Origin of the sequence: Streptococcus sp. HMSC076C09 (assembly GCF_001837905.1) — a bacterium.
Lineage (GTDB): Bacteria > Bacillota > Bacilli > Lactobacillales > Streptococcaceae > Streptococcus > Streptococcus parasanguinis_I.
In genome coordinates this window covers 71,087-94,407 of record NZ_KV834646.1, presented here as the reverse complement: position 1 = coordinate 94,407, position 23,321 = coordinate 71,087, and the positions used below count along the sequence as shown (strand labels likewise).

At 43.2% G+C, this 23,321-nt stretch carries 23 protein-coding genes and 1 tRNA gene; 3 read left to right on the top strand and 21 right to left on the bottom strand.

Annotation, left to right across the window (positions count from 1 at the left end; genetic code table 11):
• From era to HMPREF2704_RS06070, 7 genes are all read right to left on the bottom strand, one after another.
• Nucleotides 1–900: a GTPase Era gene (era, locus tag HMPREF2704_RS06100; RefSeq protein ID WP_003004993.1), complete on the bottom strand. Its 900-nt coding sequence runs from the start codon at nt 898–900 to the stop codon at nt 1–3.
• A gap of 29 nt (nt 901–929) precedes the next feature.
• The gene (locus HMPREF2704_RS06095; protein WP_003008202.1) at nt 930–1,328 is read right to left on the bottom strand and encodes a diacylglycerol kinase family protein; all 399 of its coding nucleotides are present in this window, start codon (nt 1,326–1,328) and stop codon (nt 930–932) included.
• Nucleotides 1,309–1,806: an rRNA maturation RNase YbeY gene (ybeY, locus tag HMPREF2704_RS06090; RefSeq protein WP_003005431.1), complete on the bottom strand. Its 498-nt coding sequence runs from the start codon at nt 1,804–1,806 to the stop codon at nt 1,309–1,311. The genes HMPREF2704_RS06095 and ybeY overlap by 20 nt, the downstream gene beginning before the upstream one ends.
• A gap of 96 nt (nt 1,807–1,902) precedes the next feature.
• Nucleotides 1,903–3,639, bottom strand: coding sequence for a tetracycline efflux ABC transporter Tet(46) subunit B (tetB(46), locus tag HMPREF2704_RS06085; RefSeq protein ID WP_070845977.1), 1,737 nt, complete (start codon nt 3,637–3,639; stop codon nt 1,903–1,905).
• Nucleotide 3,640: 1 nt separating this feature from the next.
• On the bottom strand, nt 3,641–5,365 hold the full coding sequence (gene tetA(46) / locus HMPREF2704_RS06080) for a tetracycline efflux ABC transporter Tet(46) subunit A (RefSeq protein WP_070845975.1): 1,725 nt from the start codon (nt 5,363–5,365) through the stop codon (nt 3,641–3,643).
• A gap of 392 nt (nt 5,366–5,757) precedes the next feature.
• Nucleotides 5,758–5,830: transfer RNA gene (locus tag HMPREF2704_RS06075), tRNA-Thr, on the bottom strand.
• Nucleotides 5,831–5,880: 50 nt separating this feature from the next.
• The gene (locus HMPREF2704_RS06070) at nt 5,881–6,450 is read right to left on the bottom strand and encodes a GNAT family N-acetyltransferase (protein ID WP_070845973.1); all 570 of its coding nucleotides are present in this window, start codon (nt 6,448–6,450) and stop codon (nt 5,881–5,883) included.
• Between the two features lie 200 nt (nt 6,451–6,650).
• On the opposite strand from HMPREF2704_RS06070, the gene ald reads away from it, so the two are divergent.
• Complete coding sequence (ald, locus tag HMPREF2704_RS06065; protein ID WP_041826407.1) at nt 6,651–7,763, top strand: alanine dehydrogenase; 1,113 nt, start codon at nt 6,651–6,653, stop codon at nt 7,761–7,763.
• 281 nt (nt 7,764–8,044) lie between these two features.
• On the opposite strand, the gene HMPREF2704_RS06060 is transcribed toward ald, so the two are convergent.
• The 7 genes from HMPREF2704_RS06060 to rplK form a co-directional block, all read right to left on the bottom strand.
• Nucleotides 8,045–9,043 (bottom strand): PhoH family protein, encoded by a 999-nt coding sequence (locus HMPREF2704_RS06060; RefSeq protein WP_049496004.1) that lies wholly within the window; start codon nt 9,041–9,043, stop codon nt 8,045–8,047.
• A 79-nt stretch (nt 9,044–9,122) separates the two neighbouring features.
• On the bottom strand, nt 9,123–9,338 hold the full coding sequence (locus HMPREF2704_RS06055; RefSeq protein WP_070845971.1) for a YozE family protein: 216 nt from the start codon (nt 9,336–9,338) through the stop codon (nt 9,123–9,125).
• 10 nt (nt 9,339–9,348) lie between these two features.
• On the bottom strand, nt 9,349–10,203 hold the full coding sequence (gene cvfB / locus HMPREF2704_RS06050) for an RNA-binding virulence regulatory protein CvfB (protein ID WP_003005366.1): 855 nt from the start codon (nt 10,201–10,203) through the stop codon (nt 9,349–9,351).
• 99 nt (nt 10,204–10,302) lie between these two features.
• Nucleotides 10,303–10,860 (bottom strand): ribosome recycling factor, encoded by a 558-nt coding sequence (gene frr / locus HMPREF2704_RS06045; RefSeq protein ID WP_003005165.1) that lies wholly within the window; start codon nt 10,858–10,860, stop codon nt 10,303–10,305.
• A 19-nt stretch (nt 10,861–10,879) separates the two neighbouring features.
• The gene (gene pyrH, locus HMPREF2704_RS06040; protein ID WP_003005706.1) at nt 10,880–11,611 is read right to left on the bottom strand and encodes a UMP kinase; all 732 of its coding nucleotides are present in this window, start codon (nt 11,609–11,611) and stop codon (nt 10,880–10,882) included.
• A gap of 163 nt (nt 11,612–11,774) precedes the next feature.
• Complete coding sequence (gene rplA / locus HMPREF2704_RS06035) at nt 11,775–12,464, bottom strand: 50S ribosomal protein L1 (RefSeq protein ID WP_003005355.1); 690 nt, start codon at nt 12,462–12,464, stop codon at nt 11,775–11,777.
• A gap of 97 nt (nt 12,465–12,561) precedes the next feature.
• On the bottom strand, nt 12,562–12,987 hold the full coding sequence (gene rplK, locus HMPREF2704_RS06030; protein ID WP_003005369.1) for a 50S ribosomal protein L11: 426 nt from the start codon (nt 12,985–12,987) through the stop codon (nt 12,562–12,564).
• A gap of 160 nt (nt 12,988–13,147) precedes the next feature.
• Between rplK and HMPREF2704_RS06025 the strand changes: the two genes are divergently transcribed.
• On the top strand, nt 13,148–13,492 hold the full coding sequence (locus HMPREF2704_RS06025) for a DUF3397 family protein (protein ID WP_024056054.1): 345 nt from the start codon (nt 13,148–13,150) through the stop codon (nt 13,490–13,492).
• 186 nt (nt 13,493–13,678) lie between these two features.
• Here HMPREF2704_RS06025 and HMPREF2704_RS06020 read toward each other — a convergent pair whose 3' ends face one another.
• From HMPREF2704_RS06020 to HMPREF2704_RS05990, 7 genes are all read right to left on the bottom strand, one after another.
• Entirely contained in the window at nt 13,679–15,997 is a 2,319-nt protein-coding gene (locus HMPREF2704_RS06020) for an HAD-IC family P-type ATPase (RefSeq protein ID WP_049522637.1), read from the bottom strand.
• Between the two features lie 8 nt (nt 15,998–16,005).
• Nucleotides 16,006–16,392, bottom strand: coding sequence for an SMU1112c/YaeR family gloxylase I-like metalloprotein (locus tag HMPREF2704_RS06015; RefSeq protein ID WP_049522638.1), 387 nt, complete (start codon nt 16,390–16,392; stop codon nt 16,006–16,008).
• 66 nt (nt 16,393–16,458) lie between these two features.
• Nucleotides 16,459–18,819 (bottom strand): DNA translocase FtsK, encoded by a 2,361-nt coding sequence (locus HMPREF2704_RS06010; RefSeq protein ID WP_070845969.1) that lies wholly within the window; start codon nt 18,817–18,819, stop codon nt 16,459–16,461.
• A 152-nt stretch (nt 18,820–18,971) separates the two neighbouring features.
• The gene (locus tag HMPREF2704_RS06005; RefSeq protein WP_070845967.1) at nt 18,972–19,475 is read right to left on the bottom strand and encodes a hypothetical protein; all 504 of its coding nucleotides are present in this window, start codon (nt 19,473–19,475) and stop codon (nt 18,972–18,974) included.
• The gene (locus tag HMPREF2704_RS06000) at nt 19,468–20,343 is read right to left on the bottom strand and encodes a hypothetical protein (RefSeq protein ID WP_049522640.1); all 876 of its coding nucleotides are present in this window, start codon (nt 20,341–20,343) and stop codon (nt 19,468–19,470) included. The genes HMPREF2704_RS06005 and HMPREF2704_RS06000 overlap by 8 nt, the downstream gene beginning before the upstream one ends.
• Complete coding sequence (locus HMPREF2704_RS05995; protein ID WP_049522641.1) at nt 20,324–21,202, bottom strand: hypothetical protein; 879 nt, start codon at nt 21,200–21,202, stop codon at nt 20,324–20,326. Before HMPREF2704_RS05995 ends, HMPREF2704_RS06000 begins: the two co-directional genes overlap by 20 nt.
• Before the next feature lie 68 nt (nt 21,203–21,270).
• Nucleotides 21,271–22,035, bottom strand: coding sequence for a hypothetical protein (locus HMPREF2704_RS05990; RefSeq protein ID WP_049522642.1), 765 nt, complete (start codon nt 22,033–22,035; stop codon nt 21,271–21,273).
• 239 nt (nt 22,036–22,274) lie between these two features.
• On the opposite strand from HMPREF2704_RS05990, the gene HMPREF2704_RS05985 reads away from it, so the two are divergent.
• On the top strand, nt 22,275–23,120 hold the full coding sequence (locus tag HMPREF2704_RS05985) for a peptidylprolyl isomerase (protein WP_070845965.1): 846 nt from the start codon (nt 22,275–22,277) through the stop codon (nt 23,118–23,120).
• Nucleotides 23,121–23,321: the final 201 nt, after the last annotated feature.

Below are 23,321 nucleotides of genomic sequence, written 5' to 3'. Positions count from 1 at the left end.
TTAATATTCTTTTTCGTTGTATCCGAAATCGGCAAGATCCAATTTCTTATCCCGCCAATTTTTCTTGACTTTCACCCAGGTTTCTAGGAAGACCTTGTCCCCTAGCATGAGCTCGATATCCTTACGCGCAAGGGTCCCGATCTTCTTGAGCATGGCGCCACCTTTTCCGATGACAATCCCTTTTTGGCTATCGCGCTCGACCATGATGGTTGCACGGATATGAACCTTATCGGTTTCTTCATCCCGCTTCATGGAATCCACGACCACGGCAACAGAGTGGGGAATTTCTTCCCGCGTCAAGTGCAAGACCTTTTCACGGATCATTTCAGAGACCAAGAAACGCTCTGGGTGGTCAGTAATTTGGTCAGCAGGGAAATATTGGAAACCTTCTTCTAAGTTTTCGCTCAAAATATCAATCAAACGCGAAACATTGTTTCCTTGGAGGGCTGAAATCGGCACGATTTCCTTGAAATCCATCTGACTACGGAAGTCATCGATTTGCGCCAAAAGTTGGTCAGGGTGCACCTTGTCGATCTTATTGACCACAAGAATAACCGGCACCTTAGCAGCCTTGAGGCGTTCGATAATCATGTCATCGCCCTTCCCACGCGGTTCATCTGCTGGGACCATAAAGAGAACGGTATCCACTTCTCGAAGAGTGCTATAGGCCGACTCCACCATGAAGTCTCCAAGGGCTGTCTTGGGTTTGTGAATCCCTGGGGTATCGATAAAGACGATCTGTTCCTTATCCGTCGTATAAATCCCCATAATCTTATTGCGCGTTGTCTGCGCCTTGTCACTCATGATGGCAATTTTTTGCCCCATGACGTGGTTCAAAAACGTTGACTTCCCAACATTGGGACGTCCTAAAATGGCTACAAAACCTGATTTAAATGTCATATTATCCTTTCACGAGGGAAGTCTCCCTCTTATCCAAATACCAAGGCCCAGAATTTGGGCACAAAAATCACCAGTCCTGTTAGTAATGCAAAGCCTGAAACGACGAGGACTGCTCCAGCTGCCATGTCTTTGGCATTCTTTGCCAACATGGAGAAATGGTAGTTACTAGCTAAATCCACCACATTTTCAATGGCTGAATTCATAATTTCAAACGCAATCACCAAGGTGATGCTGAGCAATAAAAAGAGCCATTCTGTCGCAGAAATCCTAAATACCAAACCAGCAAGAATTGCTACAAGGGCTGATAAGGCATGCTTGCGCATATTGCGCTCTTCTTTGATTGCAGTGAAAATTCCTGTTATCGCAAACTCCAGGCTTGAAGTGAAGTCTCGATTTTTCCATTTTCGCTTATTGTCTTGTGAGTCCATAGGCTGTCAAAATCTCTTCCTGTAAGCCAAACATTTCCTTTTCTTCTTCCGGCGTATAGTGATCATAGCCATTGATGTGAAGAAAACCATGCACTGCTAAAAATCCCATTTCGCGCTCAAAGCTGTGGCCATATTCTTCGGCTTGCTCACGCGCCTTGTCAATTGAAATAAAGAGCTCCCCAATATAGGTATCGAATTCCGCCATCATCTCTGCCAATTCTGGATTTTCTGCAAGGTCTTCCTCGTCAAAAGAAATCTCCATCTCTGGCTTGTATTCTAAACTGATGACATCCGTCGGACGATCCGTATCACGGTATTCAAGATTTAGTTCATGACTGCGTTCATTGGTTACAAAAGTCACAGCCATTTCCTTGTCTTCTTTCCCAATTTTTTGAGCAGCAAATTCTAAAATTTCTTGCGTTTGTTTTAAGATTTCGTCAGAGACTTGACCAGTCTCATCTACCATTTCAATATACATCTGGATCACCTCACTATTATCACTTCATTATAGCATAAAACCAGCCTATATACTAGATACAGGCTGGTTTTCAAACTTTTTCTTTACAGGACAATCTTACACCACTGTTTGCTGAATGGCATTCATCTGGGCATAGATCCCGCCTTGTGCAACCAGTTCCTCGTGTCTACCACGCTCCACAATGCGTCCTTCGGATAAGACTAAGATCTGATCCGCATCTTGAATAGTGGACAAGCGATGGGCAATGATAAAGGTGGTCCGGCCCTTTTGCAGGACTGCCATAGCCTTCTGGATGATTTCTTCTGTTTCCGTATCAATGTGAGAAGTTGCCTCATCCAAAATCAGAATTTGCGGATTCATATAGAGCGTTCGCGCAAAGGAAATCAATTGGCGTTCGCCACTTGAAAAGGCGGATCCTTTTTCTACGACTGGATGGTCGATTCCCTTTTCAAGGCGCTCTACAAAGGGCCAAGCCCCGACTTTTTTCAAGGCATCTTGGACCGCATCCCGATCAATGTGATCCTGACTCATGGCCACATTACTAGCAATGGTCCCTGTAAATAGATAAGGATCCTGCAGAACAATCCCCATGTGGCTTCGTAGGCTCTCGCGAGAGACTTGGCGAATATCTTGACCATCGATCAAAATCACTCCTACTTGAGGATCATAAAAACGATAGAGCAGGTTCATAATCGAAGACTTACCCGATCCAGTATGACCCACAAGAGCGATGGTTTGCCCTGGACTAGCCTGAAAGGCAATATCACGCAGAACTGGCTTACCTTCTTCATAGGCAAATTGAACGTCGTCAAACACGACTTGAGCCTTTTCTATCTTCAGTTCCGATGCACCATCATCTTCTAAGGGTTGGTCCAAGAAAGCAAGGACGCGGCTCCCCGTTTCTAAGGATCGCCGAATATTTGGGAATTGACGACTGAGATTGGCCATGAGATCAAATAGATTAATCACATAGTTAATATTGATAAATAAGAAACCAGCCGTCACACCAATATTGCCCTCTAGGAAAGAAATCCCAGCAATGGTCAAAATGCCCGCAATCACTAAAAACTTGAGCAATTCCGTCAAGGTCCAAGAAGCAATGGAATCGGCTAAGAGGATTCGATCATTGGCTCCTAACATTTTCTGAGTAGTAGCTTCAAACTCCTCCACCACACCAGGCTCTTGATGATATAGTTGAATCATACTGGCACCATGCAAGAGTTCATTGACCTGGGTATTGACCTCGCTTCGCGCATCAAAGAAATCCTTCATAGGCTGATCCGTCATGACCTTGTAGAGATACTGGATCCCGTAGAAAATCGGAAAGACCAAACACAAGAGAAGTCCCATCATAGGACTCAGGTAAAAGAGAATCCCTAGAATAAAGAGAAAGCGTACCAAATAGATGACTAAAATCATACAAGAGTTATAAAACTGGGTCCGCAAGGTCTCTGTATCATTGACAATTCTTGTCGCGATCTTCCCAGCCGGCTTATCATCAAAATAAGAAATAGGCAGTCCTTGCATGACTTGAAAGGCTTGGTCTCTCAGACTAGCGGTTACTTGATTACTTCCATGCAGTAAGATCCGATTGCCCATGTAGCTAATCAGCTGCCCCAGGCTCAAGACCAAGAGATAGAATCTTCCCATCTGAAGCAAGTCCCCTTGTCCGCCACCGTGGGTCAGTGCGGTCAAAGGCCCATCGATCATCTTTTGGAGAAGAAAGGGTGACAATTCAGAAAAAATGGTGGCTAGTAAGAGGCAAATAAAGCCAGCAAGAAAGACAGTTGGATAAAGCGTGATCCTCGATAATAATCGTTTCAATACTTTCATCTTATTCTCCTTCCTGTTTTTGTTGCCGTTGGTATTGTTCATAATACCAGCCCTCTTGAGCTAATAAATCACTAGCCCTACCTTCTTCTACAATACGACCTTGATCCAAGACGATGATCCAATCCGCCTGATGAACAGCAGACAAGCGATGAGAAACAATGATGGTCGTCTTGTCTTTTCGTTCCTTTTGAATCGTGTCAATAATGGCCTGTTCAGTCTTAGCATCTACTGCCGAAAGGGAATCATCTAACAGCAAGAGCTCAGCATCTCTTAAGAATGCACGCGCCAGGGAGATCCGTTGTTTTTGACCACCTGATACAGAGACCCCTTTCTCACCGATCAGGGTGTCCATTCCCTGAGACATCCGTTCGAGATCATCCGCAAAAGCAGCTTGGGCTACTGCTTCCACCAAGTCTTCTTGGCTGGCTCCTTTTTTACCAAGCGCTATATTCTCACGGATAGACTTGGAGAATAAAATATGTTCTTGGGAAACATAGCCAATTTTTTCTTCGATGGAGTGTCGGTTGTAATCCACGATCGGTTGCTGGTTGACCAAGAATTCTCCCTCACCAACTGGGTACTGCCGCAAGAATTGTCGAACCAGGGTAGTCTTTCCTGCACCGGTACGACCAACAATTCCAACCGTCTGTCCTTTCTGAATGGTCCAATCAATGCCTGACAGGCTCTTTCGCTCAGCACCAGGATAGCTGAAAGAATAGTCCTTAAACTGCACCAAATCAATCTGCTCTAAGTAGTGAGGACCATCTGGCTCCAGATCATCTGTCTCATCAATCACTTCTTTTAATTTTTTATAGGACATTTGACCTGTCTGGTAGACCAAGATCAGGTCCGCCATCATCCACATAGGCTCAATTAAAAAGACCAAATACAGCTGTAAAGCCAATAACTTACCAAGGCTCAACTGCCCGCTTGCCAGGGACTGGCCTCCAAATAGTAGGAGCAAGACCGTCGAGAATCCAATAAACAACAGGGCTAAAGGTCCAAAAGAATACTGGATAGAGGCAATTTTATCCCCCGTTTTGGATAGACTGGCCGTTTTTTTCTGAAACTGTTTGACCTGCTGGTCCCGTCTACTATAGGCCCGCATGACCCGAATTCCTTCGATGGACTCCAAGACTTCATCATTCAACTGAGCGACCGCTTCCCGGTTTTGCTCAACATACTCCTCCTGCTTTCTACTCAAAAAATAGGTAGAGACGACGAGGAAGATCATGGGAATAAAGGAAATCAAGGTTAATTGCCAAGAAATGAAAAACATGGTCGGAATAATAAAGGCAAACAAGCCACCGCCAAACAGGAGCACCATCATCCCGTAACCAGCCATATCGGCCATCCCATCCACATCTGTCGTAAAGCGCGTCAAGAGATCTCCTGAACGGAATTTCTCAAAAAAGGGACGCCGCATAGCTACTAACTTACGAAACGCTTGTCCCTGAAGGGTCGCCTTGAAATGGACTGACGACTGAAAAAGTCGCAACTGCCAATAAAAAGCCGTCAGGTAATTGAGGATGGCTGATCCTACCAAGAGGACCATATCCCATACAAAATTGGACTGTGTCAGCGTCTGCTGACTCAAATGATCCACTAAACGCTGGATGACTTGCGTCGGGATCAATAAGGTGTAATCATAAAGAATCAGGACCATAGCGATCTTCACATATCGCCACTTGCGCTCCCTGATATACTCCCAAATAGCTCTGATCATATATTCTCCTTTTCAAAATGGCACAGAAAAACCCAAGCAAGGAGCTGAGAGCAGTCTCAGTCCACACTTGGGCCTTCTGATGCCTATCACCAATTCAGTTAAGGCAGGTAAAAATGCATACAAAAAACCCAAGACAAACTCCTCCATCTTGGGTTCCATTTATAGTTTACATCGAACTCAACTGAGATTGGAGAAGGTGTGTATTCAATTGTGTCATCAAAACATCTACTTTGTTCATGATGGTTTTCTCCTTTCTCTTTGTTGTTCTAACTTTACCACGTATTTCCTTGCTTGTCAACGTTTTTTTGAAAATTGTTGAAAAAAGCGGACTTTTGAAGATGGACTCGCAAAAAAAGAAGCCTAGATCCTCTCTAAGCTTCTCTCTTCTGCTATGCTAGTTGCCGGGATTGAACCGGCGACCTCATCCTTACCATGGATGCGCTCTACCGACTGAGCTAAACCAGCAGTACCTATCTACTATATCATGGAGATAGGTCTTTTGTCAATATCCTGACTCATTTTTCTGCCAAATATTCTTCCTTCGTGAGGACATAATGAACTCTCGTCACCATTCGTCCTTCTTCATGCAGGTCTAGCATCGCATAGGGTTCTTCGTGAGAAAACCGCATCCCTGATTTGGCCATCACCCGTCCAGAAGCTGGGTTGTCCTGATCATGAACAGCAATGAGCTTGTTCATCCCTAACTGTTCAAAAGCCAAGGCAATGACTGCCTTAGTAGCCTCTGTCGCAAGACCTTGGTTCCAATAGTCTTTATTCAGAACATAGCCGATACTCCCCTTCTTCAGACAAAGATCCAAATCCAGTAAATCAATCGTCCCGATAAATTTTCCATTTTCTTTGAGCTCGATCCCCCATCTTCCAAGTGGGCTCGCTAGGTAAAAGAGGGCAATATTATTACGCGTCTCTTCTAGACTTTGATTGGTTGCAAAGGTATAGCGCGTAACTGTCTCATCAGAAGCATACTCAAACATAGCCGGTGCGTCTTCAAGAGTGACCGGACGCAAGTGCAAACGCTCTGTCTCCACTTCACGATAAGCCGCTAACTTCACATATAAATTTTCCATTTGACACTCCTTCTTTAGGGATTAGTTTAGCAAATAACCTAAAGGAAGGCAAGCTCAAATTTTTCTTGCTTTTTAACCCACTTTTCTATACAATAAAATCAATCAAAACAATCAGATAAGGAGTGAAAAGGTCATTGAGTCAAGAGAGCAATCTCACACCAATGGCCTTTTTACACCTAAATCTGAGCAAGGAGGCAAAAATGCTCATTGGAATTCCTAAAGAAATTAAAAACAACGAAAATCGGGTCGGTTTGACACCTGCAGGTGTACAAAGCTTGGTGAAGAAAGGTCATCACGTTTTGGTAGAAACAAATGCTGGACTTGGTTCTGGCTTTGCGGATGAAGATTACACGAAGCAAGGGGCAACCATCGTTGCAACTGCTGCAGAAGCTTGGGCAGCTGAGATGGTGGTCAAAGTCAAAGAACCCCTCGCTGAAGAATATGGCTTCCTTCGCGAAGACCTCTTGCTCTTCACCTACTTGCATATGGCTGCCGCACCTGAATTAGCAGATGCTATGGTCGCAGCTAAAACAACTGGGGTGGCCTACGAAACGGTGCGTGACCTTGATGGACAATTGCCTCTCTTGGTGCCAATGAGTGAGGTTGCTGGACGGATGGCCGTGCAAATCGGTGCTCACTTCCTGACCAAACAAGAAGGTGGATCAGGAGTCCTCCTAGGTGGGGTGCCAGGTGTTCCCAAAGGAAAAGTCACCATCATCGGTGGCGGGGTCGTTGGAACCCACGCGGCTCGTATCGCCCTTGGACTTGGTGCCCAAGTGACCATCTTAGATATCAGTGCTAAGCGTTTGGCAGTTCTGGAAGATGTCTTTGGTCACCAAATCCAAACCCTTATGTCCAATCCATTTAACATTGAAGCCAGCGTCCGTGATGCCGATGTTGTCATCGGTGCTGTCTTGATTCCTGGTGCTAAAGCTCCTAAATTAGTGACAGACGATATGGTTAAACAAATGCGTCCCGGTTCAGTTATCGTCGATGTGGCCGTTGATCAAGGTGGTGTTATCGAAACAGCAGACCGTGTCACAACGCATACGGAGCCAGTTTACGAAAAACATGGCGTACTCCACTATGCCGTTGCCAATATCCCAGGGGCTGTCGCTCGTACCTCTACTATCGCCCTTACCAATGTTACACTTCCTTATGTCGAATCCCTAGCTGACAATGGCTTCCACAAGGCAATTTCCCTCGACGAAGGCCTGCGCCAAGGGGTCACCACTTACCAAGGTCACATCACTAGCCAACCCGTTGCTACTGGTTTAGAGCGTGACTTCACACCAATTGATGAATTGGTTTAAACTATCATATATTTAAAGAATTACCATCGAAAAAACAAGTTATTTTGAGTTTTTTAAATCATCTTTAGAGACTTTCCGCCGTGAGAAAAGTGCTTGAAACAATTTAGTTTCGAGCACTCGGAATAATTGAGACCTTAGGCTCAATTATTAGTCATGGAACTTCTTGGATTGCTGAAATCATCCACTGGATAATTTCACCTAACCTCCGTTCTCACCTAAGGAAAGGCCAGGAGATGATTTTATCGTCAATTTAAGGCAAAGATCCGAAGATCTTTGCCTTTTTATTCTGCTTCTTCTTCCACATCCGGTTTTTCTTTGAGCACTGGATTTGGGATTGGCTCGTAGGCCCGGATAATCTCTGCTACTACTGGATGACGAACGACATCCTTGGCAGAGAAATGCACAAAGTCAATTTGAGAAATGTTCTTCAATTTCTCCTGAGCATCAATCAAGCCGGATTTAACATTTCGCGGAAGGTCAATCTGGCTAGTATCTCCATTGACAATCATCTTAGAGTTAAAACCAAGACGGGTCAAAAACATCTTCATCTGCATGATGGTGGTATTTTGCGCTTCATCGAGGATGACAAAGGCATCGTCCAAGGTCCGTCCCCGCATATAAGCCAAAGGCGCAATCTCGATAATCTCCCGCTCCATCATCCGAGTTGTTTGGTCTTTCCCTAAAATCTGGTAAAGAGCATCATAGACCGGTCGTAGATAAGGGTCTACTTTTTCTTTAAGATCCCCTGGTAGGAAACCAAGGCTCTCTCCAGCTTCTACAGCAGGACGCGTCAAAATGATCCGCTTGACCTGACCACGCTTGAGGGCGGTCACGGCCAAAGTCACTGCTAGGAAGGTTTTCCCAGTTCCCGCTGGTCCAATCCCAAAAGTGACATCATGGTTCTTGACACTATCCACATAGATCTTTTGTCCAAGCGTTTTAACCCGAATGGGCTTGCCGTAACTGTCCTTGATAATCTCTTCTTCATAGAGAGCGATGAACTTATCCAATTCACCATTTCTCACCATGGTAATGGCGGTCACCACATCCGGCGTCCCAATGGTCATGCCACGGTTGACGAGGACCAAAAGAGCCTGGATGACTTGACGAACCTGCTCGCAGGTTTCTTCTTCCCCAATGATTTGGACGATTTCTGTCCGGGCATGAATAGTCACCCCAAATTCTTGCTCCATCAAACGGAGATGGCGTTCGTTAGATCCAAACAAATGAAAGAGATCGTCTGGATGCGTTAATGTAATTTCAACTGAATGTTCTTGCAAATAAAGAACCTCTCTACCTGTGTTTTTCTATTATTATAACAAAGAGGCCGAGAAAAAACCATCCTCGACCTATCCTTCTCTAGTGGGCTTGGTATTCTTCCCAAATCGCATCAAAATCGCCAAGATTAAAGGAAAAGCTGGCATGCTCTTCTAGATAGCGACTGACCTCATCGAAGTCATCTGTATGCTTGGGAGAAGCAGACTCGTGAAATGCAAGATCTGCTAGAATGGCCTTAGGAGCATTGCTTTTAGGATTGCGCTCCGTCATCAGCCAAGTATAAAATGATTTTCGCATAAGCCTCCTCTTAGATTAACTCTGTTCCAAACTGGTCTTGCTTGATTTTTTTGGCCTTCATCAAACCACCCAAAGCCTTTTTGAACTGACCTTTTGAAATCCCAAAAGTTGCTTTGATTTCTTCTGGAGACGACTTATCATTCAAGGTCATAAAGCCTCCATTGGCTTCCAAATAGGTCAAAATCATTTGGGCATCGTTTTCCAACATTTCAAAGGAACGTGGCTTCAAAGATAGGTTCAAGGTCCGATCCACTTCACGAAATCCAATGACGCGGGCATTTAAGACCTCTCCCAAACGTGGTTCTGCATATCGCTCACTTGGGTGGATAAAGCCCAGCATATTATTCTCTGGAAGGTAAACAAAGGTTCCAGACAATTTCAAGCGGTAGACAATGGCTGGCCAGTTTTGGTTTTGCATATTGTTGTAGGCTGGACGAGCCAAACGCTGGAAATCTTCCTGGTAGGCTAAGATCCCCCAAATCCGATCTTTCTTATCAACTTCTAATCGAATATAGAGACGATCGCCCTTTTTAGGCCATAGATCTTTGATCTCCGGTAGGATATCTAGTGAGACAACAATCTGCTTATCTGGAAGCCCTGTATCCACGAAGACTCCCAAATCCTTGCGCACTTCCGTGACCGTTCCCCAGCCAAAGCTTTCTTGAGTTGCTGTGACTTCAAGTGTCGTGAGTCGGAGCTTTTGCTTCATATCCGTATAGGCAAAGCCCTTGACACTTTCTCCGACTTGATGGGGGCCTTCTGCTTTATCAAGCGCGTAGGTCTGGCCATCTTTTTGAACAAAATAGAAGTGATCATTTTCATCGATGACCATTCCCATGATGTAGCTTGCTAGATTCGTATTCATGTTTCCTTCTTTCCTCTTGCCTCTTCACAAGAATAATGGAAATAAAACCCAGCCAGCAGTGCCAACTGAGTCTTTCTTTCCTGTAATGGTTGGGATGGATTAAACTTCCATCAATTCTTTTTCTTTGTGCGCTGTCATTTCATCCACATGCTTAACAGCGTCATCCGTAACTTTTTGAATCTCTTTTTCAAGACCTTTCAATTCATCTTCTGTGATTTCTTTTGCTTTTTCTTGTTTCTTCGCTTCATCCATAGCATCACGACGGATGTTACGGATCGCTACTTTAGCATTTTCACCCACTTTTTTCACTTCTTTTGCCAAGTCGCGACGAGTTTCTTCTGTCAAAGCTGGGATAACCAAGCGGATAACAGATCCATCGTTGGCTGGAGTGATACCAAGGTCAGAAGCATTGATGCTGTGCTCGATGTCTTTCAAAGATGATTTATCAAATGGTGTGATCAACAAGACACGTGCTTCTGGAATCGTGATAGATGCCAATTGGTTCAAAGGAGTCTCTACTCCGTAGTATTCTACGAAAATACGATCCAAAAGACTTGCGTTTGCACGTCCAGCACGGATGCTACCAAATTCACGTCCCAAACTTTGGTGAGACTGGGTCATTCTTTCTTTTGCTTTTTCTACGATTGGGTTTGCCATAATCTTCCTCTATTTTCTATTATTTTTCTACGTTATTCGATACGGTTGTACCGATATTTTCACCAAAGACAACGCGTTTGATATTGCCTGGTTCATTCATATTAAAGACAACCAAGTCAATGTCGTTGTCCATGGAGAGAGTAGAGGCTGTTGAGTCCATGATGCGAAGACCTTTGTTGATCACATCGCGGTGAGTCAATTCCTCAAATTTCACAGCTGAAGCATCTTTTTTCGGATCGGCATTATAAACACCATCGACCCCATTTTTGGCCATGAGAATGGCATCTGCTTCAATCTCAGCTGCACGAAGGGCTGCGGTCGTATCTGTTGAGAAGTAAGGAGAACCGATCCCTGCACCAAAGATCACGATCCGATCTTTTTCAAGGTGACGAAGGGCACGACCACGGATATATGGTTCTGCAACTTGTTGCATAGCAATCGCAGTTTGAACACGGGTATCCACGCCAACTTGTTGAAGCGAATCAGCCATCACAAGGGCGTTCATGACAGTCCCAAGCATCCCTGTGTAGTCTGCTTGGACACGATCCATCCCTGCTTCTGCAGCAGGTTCTCCGCGCCAAAGGTTTCCCCCTCCAATCACCAAGGCAATTTCAATTCCAAGTTCGTGAACTTCCTTGATTTCTTGAGCCATATTTTGGACAGTTTTGATATCGATTCCGACACCACGTTCGCCAGCAAGAGCCTCACCAGATAGCTTGATTAAGATACGTTTATACTTAGGTTCTACCATTTTCTCTCTCCTTTTTTGATCTGTATTATTTTACCATAAATTACGTTTTTTATATAGTCATATCCATCAAAATTTTCTTTTTTCCATCCGATTAGTTTTACCAACTGTAGCAAATAAAAATGGCGTACAAAAAAAGCTACCCGAAGGCAGCTTTTCATTTCAATTAAAGTGAGTTAACATCCACTTTGATACCAGGACCTTGAGTTGTAGTCAAAGTCAAGCTAGTTACGTAAGTACCTTTAGCTGTAGCTGGTTTTGCTTTTTGGATTGTGTCGTTGAAAGCTTTAAAGTTTTCAACCAATTTAGTATCATCGAATGAAACTTTACCGATGATCGCTTGAACGATACCTGCTTTATCAGCACGGTAAGTGATTTTACCACCTTTAGACTCTTCAACTGCTTTCGCAACATCCATTGTTACTGTACCAGTTTTAGGGTTTGGCATCAAGTTACGTGGTCCAAGGACACGTCCAAGACGTCCAACAAGAGCCATCATATCAGGTGTAGCGATAACAACGTCGAAGTCCAACCAACCATCGTTGATTTTCGCAACAAGGTCATCTTCACCTACGAAGTCTGCACCAGCAGCTTTTGCTTCTTCAGCTTTTGCACCACGTGCAAATACAAGTACGCGAGCTGTTTTACCAGTTCCGTTTGGCAATACCATTGCACCACGGATTTGTTGGTCAGCTTTTTTCACGTCGATGTTCAAGTTGTATGCAACTTCTACAGTTGCGTCAAATTTTGCAAAGTTAGTTTCTTTTGCAAGAGCTACAGCTTCTTCTACGCTGTAGACTTTTGTGCTGTCGATTTTTTCAAGAGCAGCACGAAGTTGTTTGCTTTTTTTAGCCATTTTATCTTTCTCCTTGTAATGTGGTCATATCGATTTTCATCTCCCACGTCACTCGTCATTTGATCAAGTGTATTGCGGGCAAATAGGATTGTTACAATTAGTCAGTAACAGTGAATCCCATAGAACGAGCAGTACCTTCGATCATACGCATTGCAGACTCAATGTTTGCAGCGTTCAAATCTGGCATCTTAGTTTCAGCGATTTGTTGTACTTGTGCACGAGTTACAGTTGCAACTTTCGTTTTGTTTGGTGTACCTGAACCTTTTTCAACACCTGCAGCTTTTTTCAAAAGAACAGCAGCTGGTGGTGTTTTTGTAACGAAATCGAATGATTTGTCTTCATAAACAGTGATAACAACTGGGATGATCATACCAGCTTGATCAGCTGTACGAGCGTTAAACTCTTTAGTGAATCCCATGATGTTGATACCTGCTTGACCAAGCGCTGGACCAACCGGTGGAGCTGGAGTAGCTTTACCAGCAGGGATTTGCAATTTTACAAGTTTTTCGACTTTTTTAGCCATTTCTTAAATCCTCCTTTGTGGTTTTGGCGGTAATTACAGATTTTTACCTCCCACAAGTATGCTTTGTGCATACCTTTCTATTATACACGATTTCTCTTTTTTTGCAAGAAAAAATTAAAATATAGTAAACTTTTTTTTCGTTTTATGATAGAATGAAGCTATGTTAATCAAAGTTGCTTCTGTATTATTTATTTTTTTAACGCTGATTCTGAGTGGCATCATTGTTCACCTCTTTAAACTCCAAAAAAGAGGATGGCGATCTACCGATATTGCCTTTCCTTTATTTGCCTTGGAATACTACCTGATCTCAGACAGTGCCTTTTACCACAGCCTCTTACCACTGCTAGCCTTGAGCCTTTCGCTTTTGGCCTTGGGGCTAACGATTTATTTCTTAAAAAAGAAAAAGTGTTTTTATTATCCGAAATTTATCAAATACTTCTGGCGCGCTGGATTTCTAGTTACCTTCTTGCTCTATCTGATCTTAACCGCTAGTTTGTTTATCTAATGGCAAAGAGGCTGGGACAAAAATCCTAGCCTCTCAATTTTCTTTGGATTGTCGAGCAAGACGCAGTGGTTGAGTGGGCTCTACTACGCTGATTTCATCAGCTTTTACAGCCCTACTCAACTGTGCGGAGGTGGGACGACGAAATCGAATTCTAACGAATTACCGATTTCTGTCCCACTCTCTTTTTTATTTCTTTCGATGAAAGAACCAGCCCACTAGTTTCTTGAATACTTGAATCAAGAAGAGAGCAAGAACTGCCATGATAGCGCAGATAAGCAGCGTTTGAAGCCTCAAGGGGCTCATGTTAAAGAATCTCCCTAAGATACTACTTGAAACCAGGAAGGCTAGGATATTTCCTAGAAGAACCAGTCTCTTGTAGTGATTGAGAGGCTGGGATTCTTGATAGATAATGGTAAAGCCAACGAAGGCCATCAAGCAGATGGCTGCACTTGAGAGTTCTTCCGACCTCATGCCAAATGTTGAAGAGAGCAATACCAAACTAAAGATCAGTATAAAATCCGTCAAGGCAGCAGGTAGCGCATTTTTAAAGACCGTTTCGATAAAGCGCCCTTTGATGCGCTCGCTATTGGGCTCAAGCGCTAGAAAGAATCCTGGAATCCCAATCGTAAAACCACTGATCAAAGACATCTGTGACGGCATAATGGGATAGGTAAAGGCTAAAAGCGTCACTGAGATGGCCAACAAAATGGAAAAGATATTCTTGATCAAAAAGAGACTGGCTGATCGTTGAATATTATTGACCACCCGCCGACCTTCTGCCACGATGGACGGCATCTTTCCAAAGTCGGAATCCAGTAAAACCACTTGCGCCATCTTTTTGGTCGCATCATTTCCAGATTCCATCGCAATACTACAATCCGCTGTTTTGAGGGCCAGAATATCGTTGACGCCATCTCCAGTCATGGCGACTTTATGCCCCTTTGCCTGCAAGCCTTCTACAAGGCTTTTCTTTTGCTCTGGTGTCACTCGACCAAAGACTGTATACTGGCTCGCCGCTTGGTGCAAGTCTTCTTCCGTCAGCAAGGTTCTGGCATCGATTAGATCTTCTGCTCCTTTAATGCCTGCTTTTTGCGCGATGGCAGAAACTGTAGCTGGGTTGTCCCCTGAAATGACCTTAATGGTCACTCCTTGTTGTTTGAAGTAGGCGAAGGTTTCTTTGGCATTTTTTCTCAAAGGATTGGAGAGAATAATCCAGGCTACCAAGTCTACAGGAGCCTCTAAAGTCTCTCCCAGGTGTTCTCCCTTATATTTCCCAAAGGCCAAGACCCGATTCCCTGCCTGAGTAGCAGGAGCTATCTCTTGTTCAAGCTCAGAGAAGCCCTCTCGTAAGACAAATTCTGGAGCCCCCAATACATAGATCCCAGATTCAAAGGCAATGGCCCCATACTTTTTCTTAGACGTAAAGGGCTGAATGTCGAGAGCCTCCCAAGGCTGGCTGACTTGTGTCTTGTGGAATTTACGGATGGCATCCATGGTATCGTTTTGATCCATACTAGCTTCTACATACTGAGCTAGAGCTTCCAAGTCTTGAGCGTCTTTAACTGGACGAATCTCTGTTACTTCCATACCCGGCTCTGTAATGGTCCCTGTCTTATCGACACAAAGGATATCCACGCGCGATAAGGTCTCAATCCCCTTCATGCTATTGAGCAGGACCTTTTCCTTGGCTAATCTGACAGCACCCAGAGCCAGTGCCAAGGTCATCAAGAGATACAAGCCTTCTGGAATCATCCCGATCAAGGCCCCGACTGTTGAAGTCACACTGAGCTTGAGACTATCGCCTAGGCTGATATAGCTGCGAAGAAAAAGGAGCGAACCTAGCGGAATGATAAGGAGACCAATGATCCCCACAATGCGATTGACCGCATGGACCATATCGGACTCCTCATGAGACTTGACCTGCTTGGCTTCCAGGCTCAATTGGTTGATGTAGGAGTCGTTCCCAACTTTATCCAATCGTGCCAGTCCTTGACCAGCAATCACAAAGCTACCTGACATGAGCGCATCTTGCGCTCCTTTTTTGACCTCATCGGCTTCACCTGTCAATTGCGACTCATCGACTTTTAGCTCGCCCTCCAGCAAGACCCCATCCGCATAGATCTGATCTCCAGCTTGAAAACGAACCAGATCGCCCTCTACCAGCTGATCGATCGGTAGAGCGACTTCTTTTCCTTCGCGAAGAACGATCGCCTCACTCATATGCAGAAATTGCATCTGACGCAAGATCCGTCGAGAGCGGACTTCCTGCACAATTCCTACCAAGGAGTTGACCACGACGACCGGGACAAACAAGAGATTGTTCCAAGACTTCACTGCTACCAGCAAGACCGCTAAGACCAGGAAAATCAGATTAAAGTAAGTAAAGACATTGTCTCGAATGATCTGCCCAATACTTTTTTCTGTCTTAATCGTGACCCTATTTTGCTTGCCCTCTTGGATCTTTTTGGCTACTTCTTCCTGACTGAGTCCTTCTAATCTAACCATTGCTTTCCTCACTCATGTATTTCCAAGGGCAATCCTTCTGGATCAAAGAAAAATGCCATCTTCTTGCCATCAAAATCATCATAGCGAAGGCCTGTATTCTCAATACCTAGCTGATCCAATCTAGCTAGATAGGCCTCTACATCATCCACTTGAAAGGCCAGATGACGCAGTCCCGCATGCTCGGGCAAGGGGAGCTTAGGCCGTTCTGGGGCTGTCGGTTTGATAAAGAGTTCTAAAGTCAGCTGCCCCTGACGGAGATTGATCAAGATATCTCCGCGTTCGGGACGGTCATACTCACTGACAATCGCAAAGCCCAACTGGTCCACATAAAAATGCAACATAGCGTCGCGATCCCGTCCAATGATGGCAATATGATGAATCGTGTCTAACTTCATCTGGTCCTACTTTCTATTTTCTATAAAAAGAAAAGGGAGTGGGGCATATGCCCTTTTTCCCTATCCTTATGATTGTTGCAATACTTTTCGAGGCTTGGTCCCTTCAGCTGGTCCAATCACACCCGCTGCTTCCAACTCTTCCATGAGGCGAGTCGCCCGGTTAAAACCAACCGATAAGCGGCGCTGGATCATCGAAGCACTGGCTTTTTGGGTCTCGATGACGAGTGCTTTGGCCTCTTCAAAGAGAGGATCACCCTCGTCTGAGCCACCCATACCTCCATCAAAGTCTGACTCCGATACTTCTCCTGGATCAAAGGCATCATCATAATCAGCTTCTGCCTGCTCTTTGACAAAGTTGACAATCCGCTCGACATCGTCATCTGAGATAAAGGATCCCTGTAGACGAATCGGATGATTTTCATCAATCGGTTTAAAGAGCATGTCTCCGCGACCGAGCAATTTCTCTGCTCCATTTTCATCCAAGATGGTCCGTGAGTCGGTCCCAGATGATACCGCAAAAGCGACACGGGAAGGCACATTGGCCTTGATCAAACCTGAGATAACGTCAACCGATGGCCGTTGGGTCGCAAGGATCATGTGGATCCCTGCTGCACGCGCCTTTTGTCCAAGACGAATAATGGCATCTTCCACTTCTTTACTTGCGACCATCATCAAGTCTGCCAACTCATCGACAATGACCACGATCAATGGAAGGGGCACTTGCTTCATCTCAGACTGGGCATTGTACTCCGCAACCTTGGCATTAAAGCCAGCAATATTCCGAGCGCCCACTTTCGAGAAGAGTTCATAACGATTTTCCATCTCATCAACGACCTTCTGCAGGGCCCGACTAGCCTTGCGTGGATTGGTCACCACTGGAATCAAAAGGTGAGGAATATCATTGTAGACAGAAAGCTCCACCATCTTTGGATCGACCATCATAAACTTGACTTCGTCCGGACGAGCCTTCATCAAGATACTCGAAATAATCCCATTGACCGCTACTGACTTACCAGATCCGGTAGACCCCGCGACCAAAAGGTGGGGCATCCGGGCCAAATCAAAGGTCCGAGCCGAGCCATCTACAGCCTTCCCAAGAGGAATCTCAAGGAGTTTAGCCGGATCTGTTTTGGACTGCTCCCACAATTCACGGAAGGAAACGGTCGCTATCTCTGAGTTGGGCACTTCAATCCCGACCAGAGACTTCCCTGGAATCGGTGCTTCAATCCGCACATCCTTGGCAGCTAGGGCCAAGGCCAAATCATCTGCTAGGTTAGAGATGCGGTTGACCCGCACACCGACAGCTGGCTTAACCTCATACTTGGTAACAGAAGGACCGATTTCCGCCCGCTCCACTGTCGCCTTGATATTGAAGCTTGCAAAGGTCTCTTCCAAAATGCGGATATTCTGACGAACGATGTTTTTCTCTTTGGATTGATTTTTCGGCTTGTCAGGTGCGAAGAGATCAATCGTTGGAAGCTTGTACTGAAGGAGTTCCTTAGGTGTGAAATCTACTTGAACTTCTTCCCCATCGTCCTCGAATTCTTCGGCTTCCGGAAACTCTTCGTATGCTTCAGGCTCTTCAGGCCATTCTTCATCTGGCAGGTAGATCTCTGGTGTGGTTGGTGCGACAATTTCGGCTTCTGGGAAGGACTCTGTGAACGGCTCCTCCGCCAACACCTCTCCCGTTTCAGGGTCTACAGGATGCCCTTCCATTGAAAGGGGAGTTGGAAGAACTGCACTTGCTTCTTCTTGCTCTCTTTCAGCTGCCGCGGCTTCCTCAGCAGCTCTCGCTTCCTTTTCAAGGAATTTCTGCTCGCGACGCTCTTTACGTTTTTCCATAGAAGAATGGAAGGCTTCCGAGCCCTTTTCAAACAAATCATAGATGGAGTAAGGACTCATCAAGAGAATCCCCAATCCAATAAAGAGAAGGCCGATAAAATAAGAGCCAATATTTGAAAAGAGGAAGGAAATAGGAGCATAAAGAAGGGCACCTATCATACCACCACCGGCAAAGCTCTCCACTCGCAGATGAATCAAGTCTGCCATGATTCTTGAAAAGGTGACCTTGATCCCATTATTGTCTAAATGAAGGGAGGATACAAAGAAGGCCTGAAACATCAAGAGAAGCCCAGCAAAGAAGCTTAGGAATCCTGAAATCACCCCTTCGTGTTTGTCCAGCCATTTAAAGGCATAGAGGTAGAAAAAGGTCGCTAAAATAGCCAAGTAAGCCAAACTCCCAACAAACAGTCGGATCAAGTTGTAGGCCAAGACACCTACTGCTCCCAATTTCAAGGTCGCAAAAACTAAAACCAGACTAATCAGAATGGTCGCAATCATGCGATGAATCGCTTTTTTTCTTTCTAATTCTGCTTTGGACAGTCGTCTCGTCGACCGTGTTTTTTTTGATTGATTATTGTTTGCCATAACCTTTATTATATCACATTTCCAAGCCAGTTCTCTAGTAAAATCATTTCCTCAATTTTTCAAAATAAAGTAAAAAAACAGCACCGATTGGGTACTGTTCTTTAGAGCTGTTTAGAACGATATTCAATGATGTTCAAATTCCAAAATGGTTCTTACTCAGATTTTTTATCCTCCGGTGTGATGGTATCTAGAACTTGGTTGAATTTTTGCTCTCTTTCCAAGTCATGATCCATTTGAATGATATCGATTTGATCTTGTACATTTGTTTGTTGGACTTGTGGTTTATATAGTGAGGTAAATCCTACTCCAATCACCAGTAGACTCGCTCCAAGGACGCAAAGTCTTTTGACATGCCAAGCCATAGGCAAGGGAATTTTTGCTCCGAAACCTGATTTCTTAATCCAATCCGGATGGTCTCGCATGACACGATTTACCGCCATCAGAGGCTTCAGGTAGCCAAAGAGCGTAATGACCGTTGTCAACCCAATCACCCGAAAACGATTCTGATTGGACGGAGAAACATGGTTCACTTCCATCAAGACCATTCCCGTAATCACTAAAGTAATGACCAGTAATAAGCCCAAAGATCTCCATAGACCTTCCCTACGGTAGCATTTCAATTCATCAAATGACATCTGGTTAAAATTCTTATTCATTCTCCAATAACTCCTTGTGTTTTTTCAGGTATTGTTTCCCATACCATTCTTCTACAGACTTGCCTTCCCATTCACGGTATTCTTCAGGAAATTTCCATTTGTAATATGCTTGAAGGAAGTATGGTAAGCCTATAAAAGCACTGACAGCAAGCACTACTATATTACAAAAGATCCACAGCAATAAAAAGCCAAATGCCTTGATGGAAGTTGAAACATCTAATGAAAAGATTCCCAAAATATGCTTGATAATGATCCCTATTCCTAAAATAGCCATCCCATAAAGAGAAATCATTTTTGCGATCTTATTAAGGAAAGTATCTTCCGAAGCCTCTGCATACATAAGTTTTCTTAATCCTGCTAACGCAATTGTAAACAGCATGTAAGTTGCTATCATCATGATTCCATAAATGGCAATGATTTCTGCAGTGGATAGATTGGCCAATAAAATGTCAAAAACAACTAGATCTATTTCCAATATGAACCAAACCAAAAATGTAAAAACGTGAAACTGATAGCGATATGGTAACAGGTAAGCTCGTTTCACCCACTTTCCAATCACAACGAAAGAAAGCCAAATGAGAACCAAGATTAAAAATACATTTACTGTTAAGGATTCATGCTTAGCTATTGGAAGAGTTAACGTCTTGCTTTCATGAAATTCCATTGATACAATCAACAGAAAGAAGTTAAAACCGACAGGAAAAATAAGGGATAAAATAAAACTTCGAATTCGAAACCAAAGAGAAGCATGCCCATTCTTAAAAAATTTCGCTGTCTTATCATGTTGCTCTTGCTGTAACTTTACAAACCCATCGTCTTCGAGATTGAGACTTTCTTCAAAACTGGCTTTAAAGATCGATTTCTTCATTCTTATCTTCCAACAACTCCTTGTGTTTTTTCAGGTACTTCTTACCATACCACTCTTCCAGTGATTTTCCTTCGAACTCTCGATATTCTTCTGAATATTTATTTCGATAGTAACCATATAGTGAATGGGGCAAAAGTAATATAAAATACATACCCAAAAATATCACATTCATTAGAAATATCATACCAATCACTGATACTACACCTATAATATCGGTTCTAACTTCTCCGATTTGTGGAAAAAAGAATTTTAAAACCATCCAAATTGCAACAATTCCTCCAGCAAATCCTGTAACTAATTGAATTTGTTTAGATTGAGAACCATTATCAGTTTGTTTTTCATATAATCGAGTTCGAATTGAAGATATTCTTTTTCGAATAATCATCCCATCAATGATTCCAATTAGAGAATAAATTACAAGTAAACCAGGAATGGTTAAAGTTCTCCCAAAACCACTAATAAAGAATAAATTAACAAACAATATCATCCATATTATATACAAGTTTCCATTTAGAATGCTAACATATGGAACTTTTGCAATGTATTGTTTTCTACAATTGACTTTACTTATGGCATACCACAAAAAACCGCACAAGAAAAATAACCAGAATGGCAAAAAATTGATGCCCCAAGTTTTCACAGTCATGCCATTCTGTGGATGGGCAATATTTGAATCGGTTATTGCTGATAGTCCAAACAGGAACAAAATCCCCATAAATGAGAATAGTTTTCTCGCAATACTAAATGGCTTTGTGTAGATTTTTCGACTATTTGTGTCCTTGACCATATAATCGATAAAGCCATCATGACGCAAACGACGGCTCTCATAAAAATTGGCATTAAAGATTGATTTCTTCATTTTTATCTTCCAACAACTCCTTATGTTTTTCAGGTTCTTTCATTTAATCTCTATTTCGATTGGAGAATTTACAGATGATTGCCTTCATCCTTCAAGTATTGTTTAGCCTTTCGAACAATATAAAGTGATTCATCTTCTGAAACTAACTTGTGAAAGAGATCATTGGCTCTGTGCTGATCACCTTTAAGAGTGGCATTCAAGGCTTGGTAGTAGATAATTTCCAACTGCTGGTACTTGAAATCATTGCTTAAATCTTCGAAATAGTCATTGCTTTGATGCGCAATGGTTAAATCATAAAGGGCAAGACAGACCTTTCTTGTTTTCTCAGCCAGTGTCGGGTCTGTGATAGTCAATTCATTCAACCGACCCTCCAGTTCTCCTCTAGACAAATCAGGATCTGTCAGGACAGTTGATCGCATGAGATAACTTTCAAAAAAGTTTTTATATTTCTGCGGATAATCCGTCTGACTAAGTGCTTCCCTAGCTTCTTTTATGACAGTATCGAAATCTCCCATCATAAAAGAATAGGCAACCGATGTCAGCTTAATATCTATCTGTGAAATAGCTTTTTTCACATTCTTGTTCAACTGAAGGTATTGCTGCCAAAAAGCTAAATCTAAGTCTACATGGAGCAAGGTGTTGCACTTGTTGGTGTAGCTTTTCTTGAGCAATTGGATGAATAAAATCAAGCATGCAATAACCAATAAAACGCCAGCAGTCTGAAGAAGATTATCCCTGACCACTAATCCAATGCAAAAGATCAGAAGCATTGCTAACAAGCCTGCAGATCTAATATAGAGTCTATAGTTTTTGCGTAGAGTTTTATAATCCAATTTGTAGCCTCCTATTCATGATACGGTTTTTGAGGGAATTCGTTCATTTTCCACCAAATCAACTTATCTTCCATCATACCGAATTATCTATCTATATGCAACTTCCTTCTTAATTAGTGATTTATCAAATGTTATCAATCTTGAAACAACTTCAGAAAATAGAGAATCCCGTCCAGATTTGAAAGTATCGCAAAATTAAGGTACAATAGAGAAAGACAACTATGTTGGAAAGGAAGAATATGAAAAAATTAATCGCACTACTATTATTTTCCGGCTTGGCTTTGACAGCTTGTTCGTCTAATAAGACTGATGCTAACTCTTCAAGTTCAAGCAAAGAAAAGACAGAGCAGACAGCAACTTCTAGCTCTAGTGAAAAAGATCAAAAGAAAATTGAAGAAGAACAAAAGAAACTAGAACAACTGCGCAAAGATTTTAACGATGCCATGACCAATGAAAATGCAGTTTTTCCACAGCTCTCAAATGAAGTGGCTGAAGACGAAGCAGAAGTTAAAATCACAACAACTGAAGGCGACATCACTGTGAAGCTCTTCCCTAAATATGCGCCCCTTGCAGTTGAAAACTTCTTGACCCACGCAAAAGAAGGCTACTACAATGGCTTGCTTTTCCACCGTGTTATTAACAACTTTATGATCCAAACTGGGGATCCTAAGGGAGATGGTACTGGTGGCGAATCCATCTGGAAGGGCAAAGACAAATCCAAAGATTCAGGTACTGGTTTTGAAAATGAGTATTCTCCATACCTTTACAACCTTCGTGGAGCCCTTGCCATGGCCAATTCTGGTCCAAATACCAATGGTAGTCAATTCTATATCAACCAAAATAAGGATGATATTTCAAGTAAACTCCCAACTGACCGCTTCCCAGCTAAGATCATCGATGCTTATAAAAATGGTGGAAATCCAACCCTCGATGGTGGTAACTACACTGTCTTTGGCCAAGTGATCGATGGCATGGATGTGGTCGATAAAATCGCCTCTGCCGAAACTGATGATAAGGACAAACCAAAAACAGATATCAAAATTGAAAAAATTGAAATCTTAAAAGACTATGATTTCAAGAAATAATGAAAAGAGAACCGAGAGGTTCTCTTTTTAAGATATTGATAAACAATTTACATAAAATTAGCTAGTAGATTCATTGGTAAAAAAAATGAATTCTAATTATTTAAGACATTCATCTACTGGAACTTTCCGCTGTGAGAAAAGTGAGGCTGGGACAAAAGTCCTAGCCCCTCAATTATTTTTGGATTGTCGAGCAAGACGCAG

Excerpts from the sequence above, each read along its gene's own strand:
- era (WP_003004993.1), bottom strand. The coding sequence starts at position 900 with ATGACATTTAAATCAGGTTTTGTAGCCATTTTAGGACGTCCCAATGTT.
- HMPREF2704_RS06095 (WP_003008202.1), bottom strand. The coding sequence starts at position 1,328 with ATGGACTCACAAGACAATAAGCGAAAATGGAAAAATCGAGACTTCACT.
- ybeY (WP_003005431.1), bottom strand. The coding sequence starts at position 1,806 with ATGTATATTGAAATGGTAGATGAGACTGGTCAAGTCTCTGACGAAATC.
- HMPREF2704_RS06070 (WP_070845973.1), bottom strand. The coding sequence starts at position 6,450 with ATGGAAAATTTATATGTGAAGTTAGCGGCTTATCGTGAAGTGGAGACA.
- ald (WP_041826407.1), top strand. The coding sequence starts at position 6,651 with ATGCTCATTGGAATTCCTAAAGAAATTAAAAACAACGAAAATCGGGTC.
- HMPREF2704_RS06055 (WP_070845971.1), bottom strand. The coding sequence starts at position 9,338 with ATGCGAAAATCATTTTATACTTGGCTGATGACGGAGCGCAATCCTAAA.
- cvfB (WP_003005366.1), bottom strand. The coding sequence starts at position 10,203 with ATGAATACGAATCTAGCAAGCTACATCATGGGAATGGTCATCGATGAA.
- frr (WP_003005165.1), bottom strand. The coding sequence starts at position 10,860 with ATGGCAAACCCAATCGTAGAAAAAGCAAAAGAAAGAATGACCCAGTCT.
- pyrH (WP_003005706.1), bottom strand. The coding sequence starts at position 11,611 with ATGGTAGAACCTAAGTATAAACGTATCTTAATCAAGCTATCTGGTGAG.
- rplA (WP_003005355.1), bottom strand. The coding sequence starts at position 12,464 with ATGGCTAAAAAAAGCAAACAACTTCGTGCTGCTCTTGAAAAAATCGAC.
- rplK (WP_003005369.1), bottom strand. The coding sequence starts at position 12,987 with ATGGCTAAAAAAGTCGAAAAACTTGTAAAATTGCAAATCCCTGCTGGT.
- HMPREF2704_RS06025 (WP_024056054.1), top strand. The coding sequence starts at position 13,148 with ATGTTAATCAAAGTTGCTTCTGTATTATTTATTTTTTTAACGCTGATT.
- HMPREF2704_RS06020 (WP_049522637.1), bottom strand. The coding sequence starts at position 15,997 with ATGGTTAGATTAGAAGGACTCAGTCAGGAAGAAGTAGCCAAAAAGATC.
- HMPREF2704_RS06015 (WP_049522638.1), bottom strand. The coding sequence starts at position 16,392 with ATGAAGTTAGACACGATTCATCATATTGCCATCATTGGACGGGATCGC.
- HMPREF2704_RS06010 (WP_070845969.1), bottom strand. The coding sequence starts at position 18,819 with ATGGCAAACAATAATCAATCAAAAAAAACACGGTCGACGAGACGACTG.
- HMPREF2704_RS06005 (WP_070845967.1), bottom strand. The coding sequence starts at position 19,475 with ATGAATAAGAATTTTAACCAGATGTCATTTGATGAATTGAAATGCTAC.
- HMPREF2704_RS06000 (WP_049522640.1), bottom strand. The coding sequence starts at position 20,343 with ATGAAGAAATCGATCTTTAAAGCCAGTTTTGAAGAAAGTCTCAATCTC.
- HMPREF2704_RS05995 (WP_049522641.1), bottom strand. The coding sequence starts at position 21,202 with ATGAAGAAATCAATCTTTAATGCCAATTTTTATGAGAGCCGTCGTTTG.
- HMPREF2704_RS05985 (WP_070845965.1), top strand. The coding sequence starts at position 22,275 with ATGAAAAAATTAATCGCACTACTATTATTTTCCGGCTTGGCTTTGACA.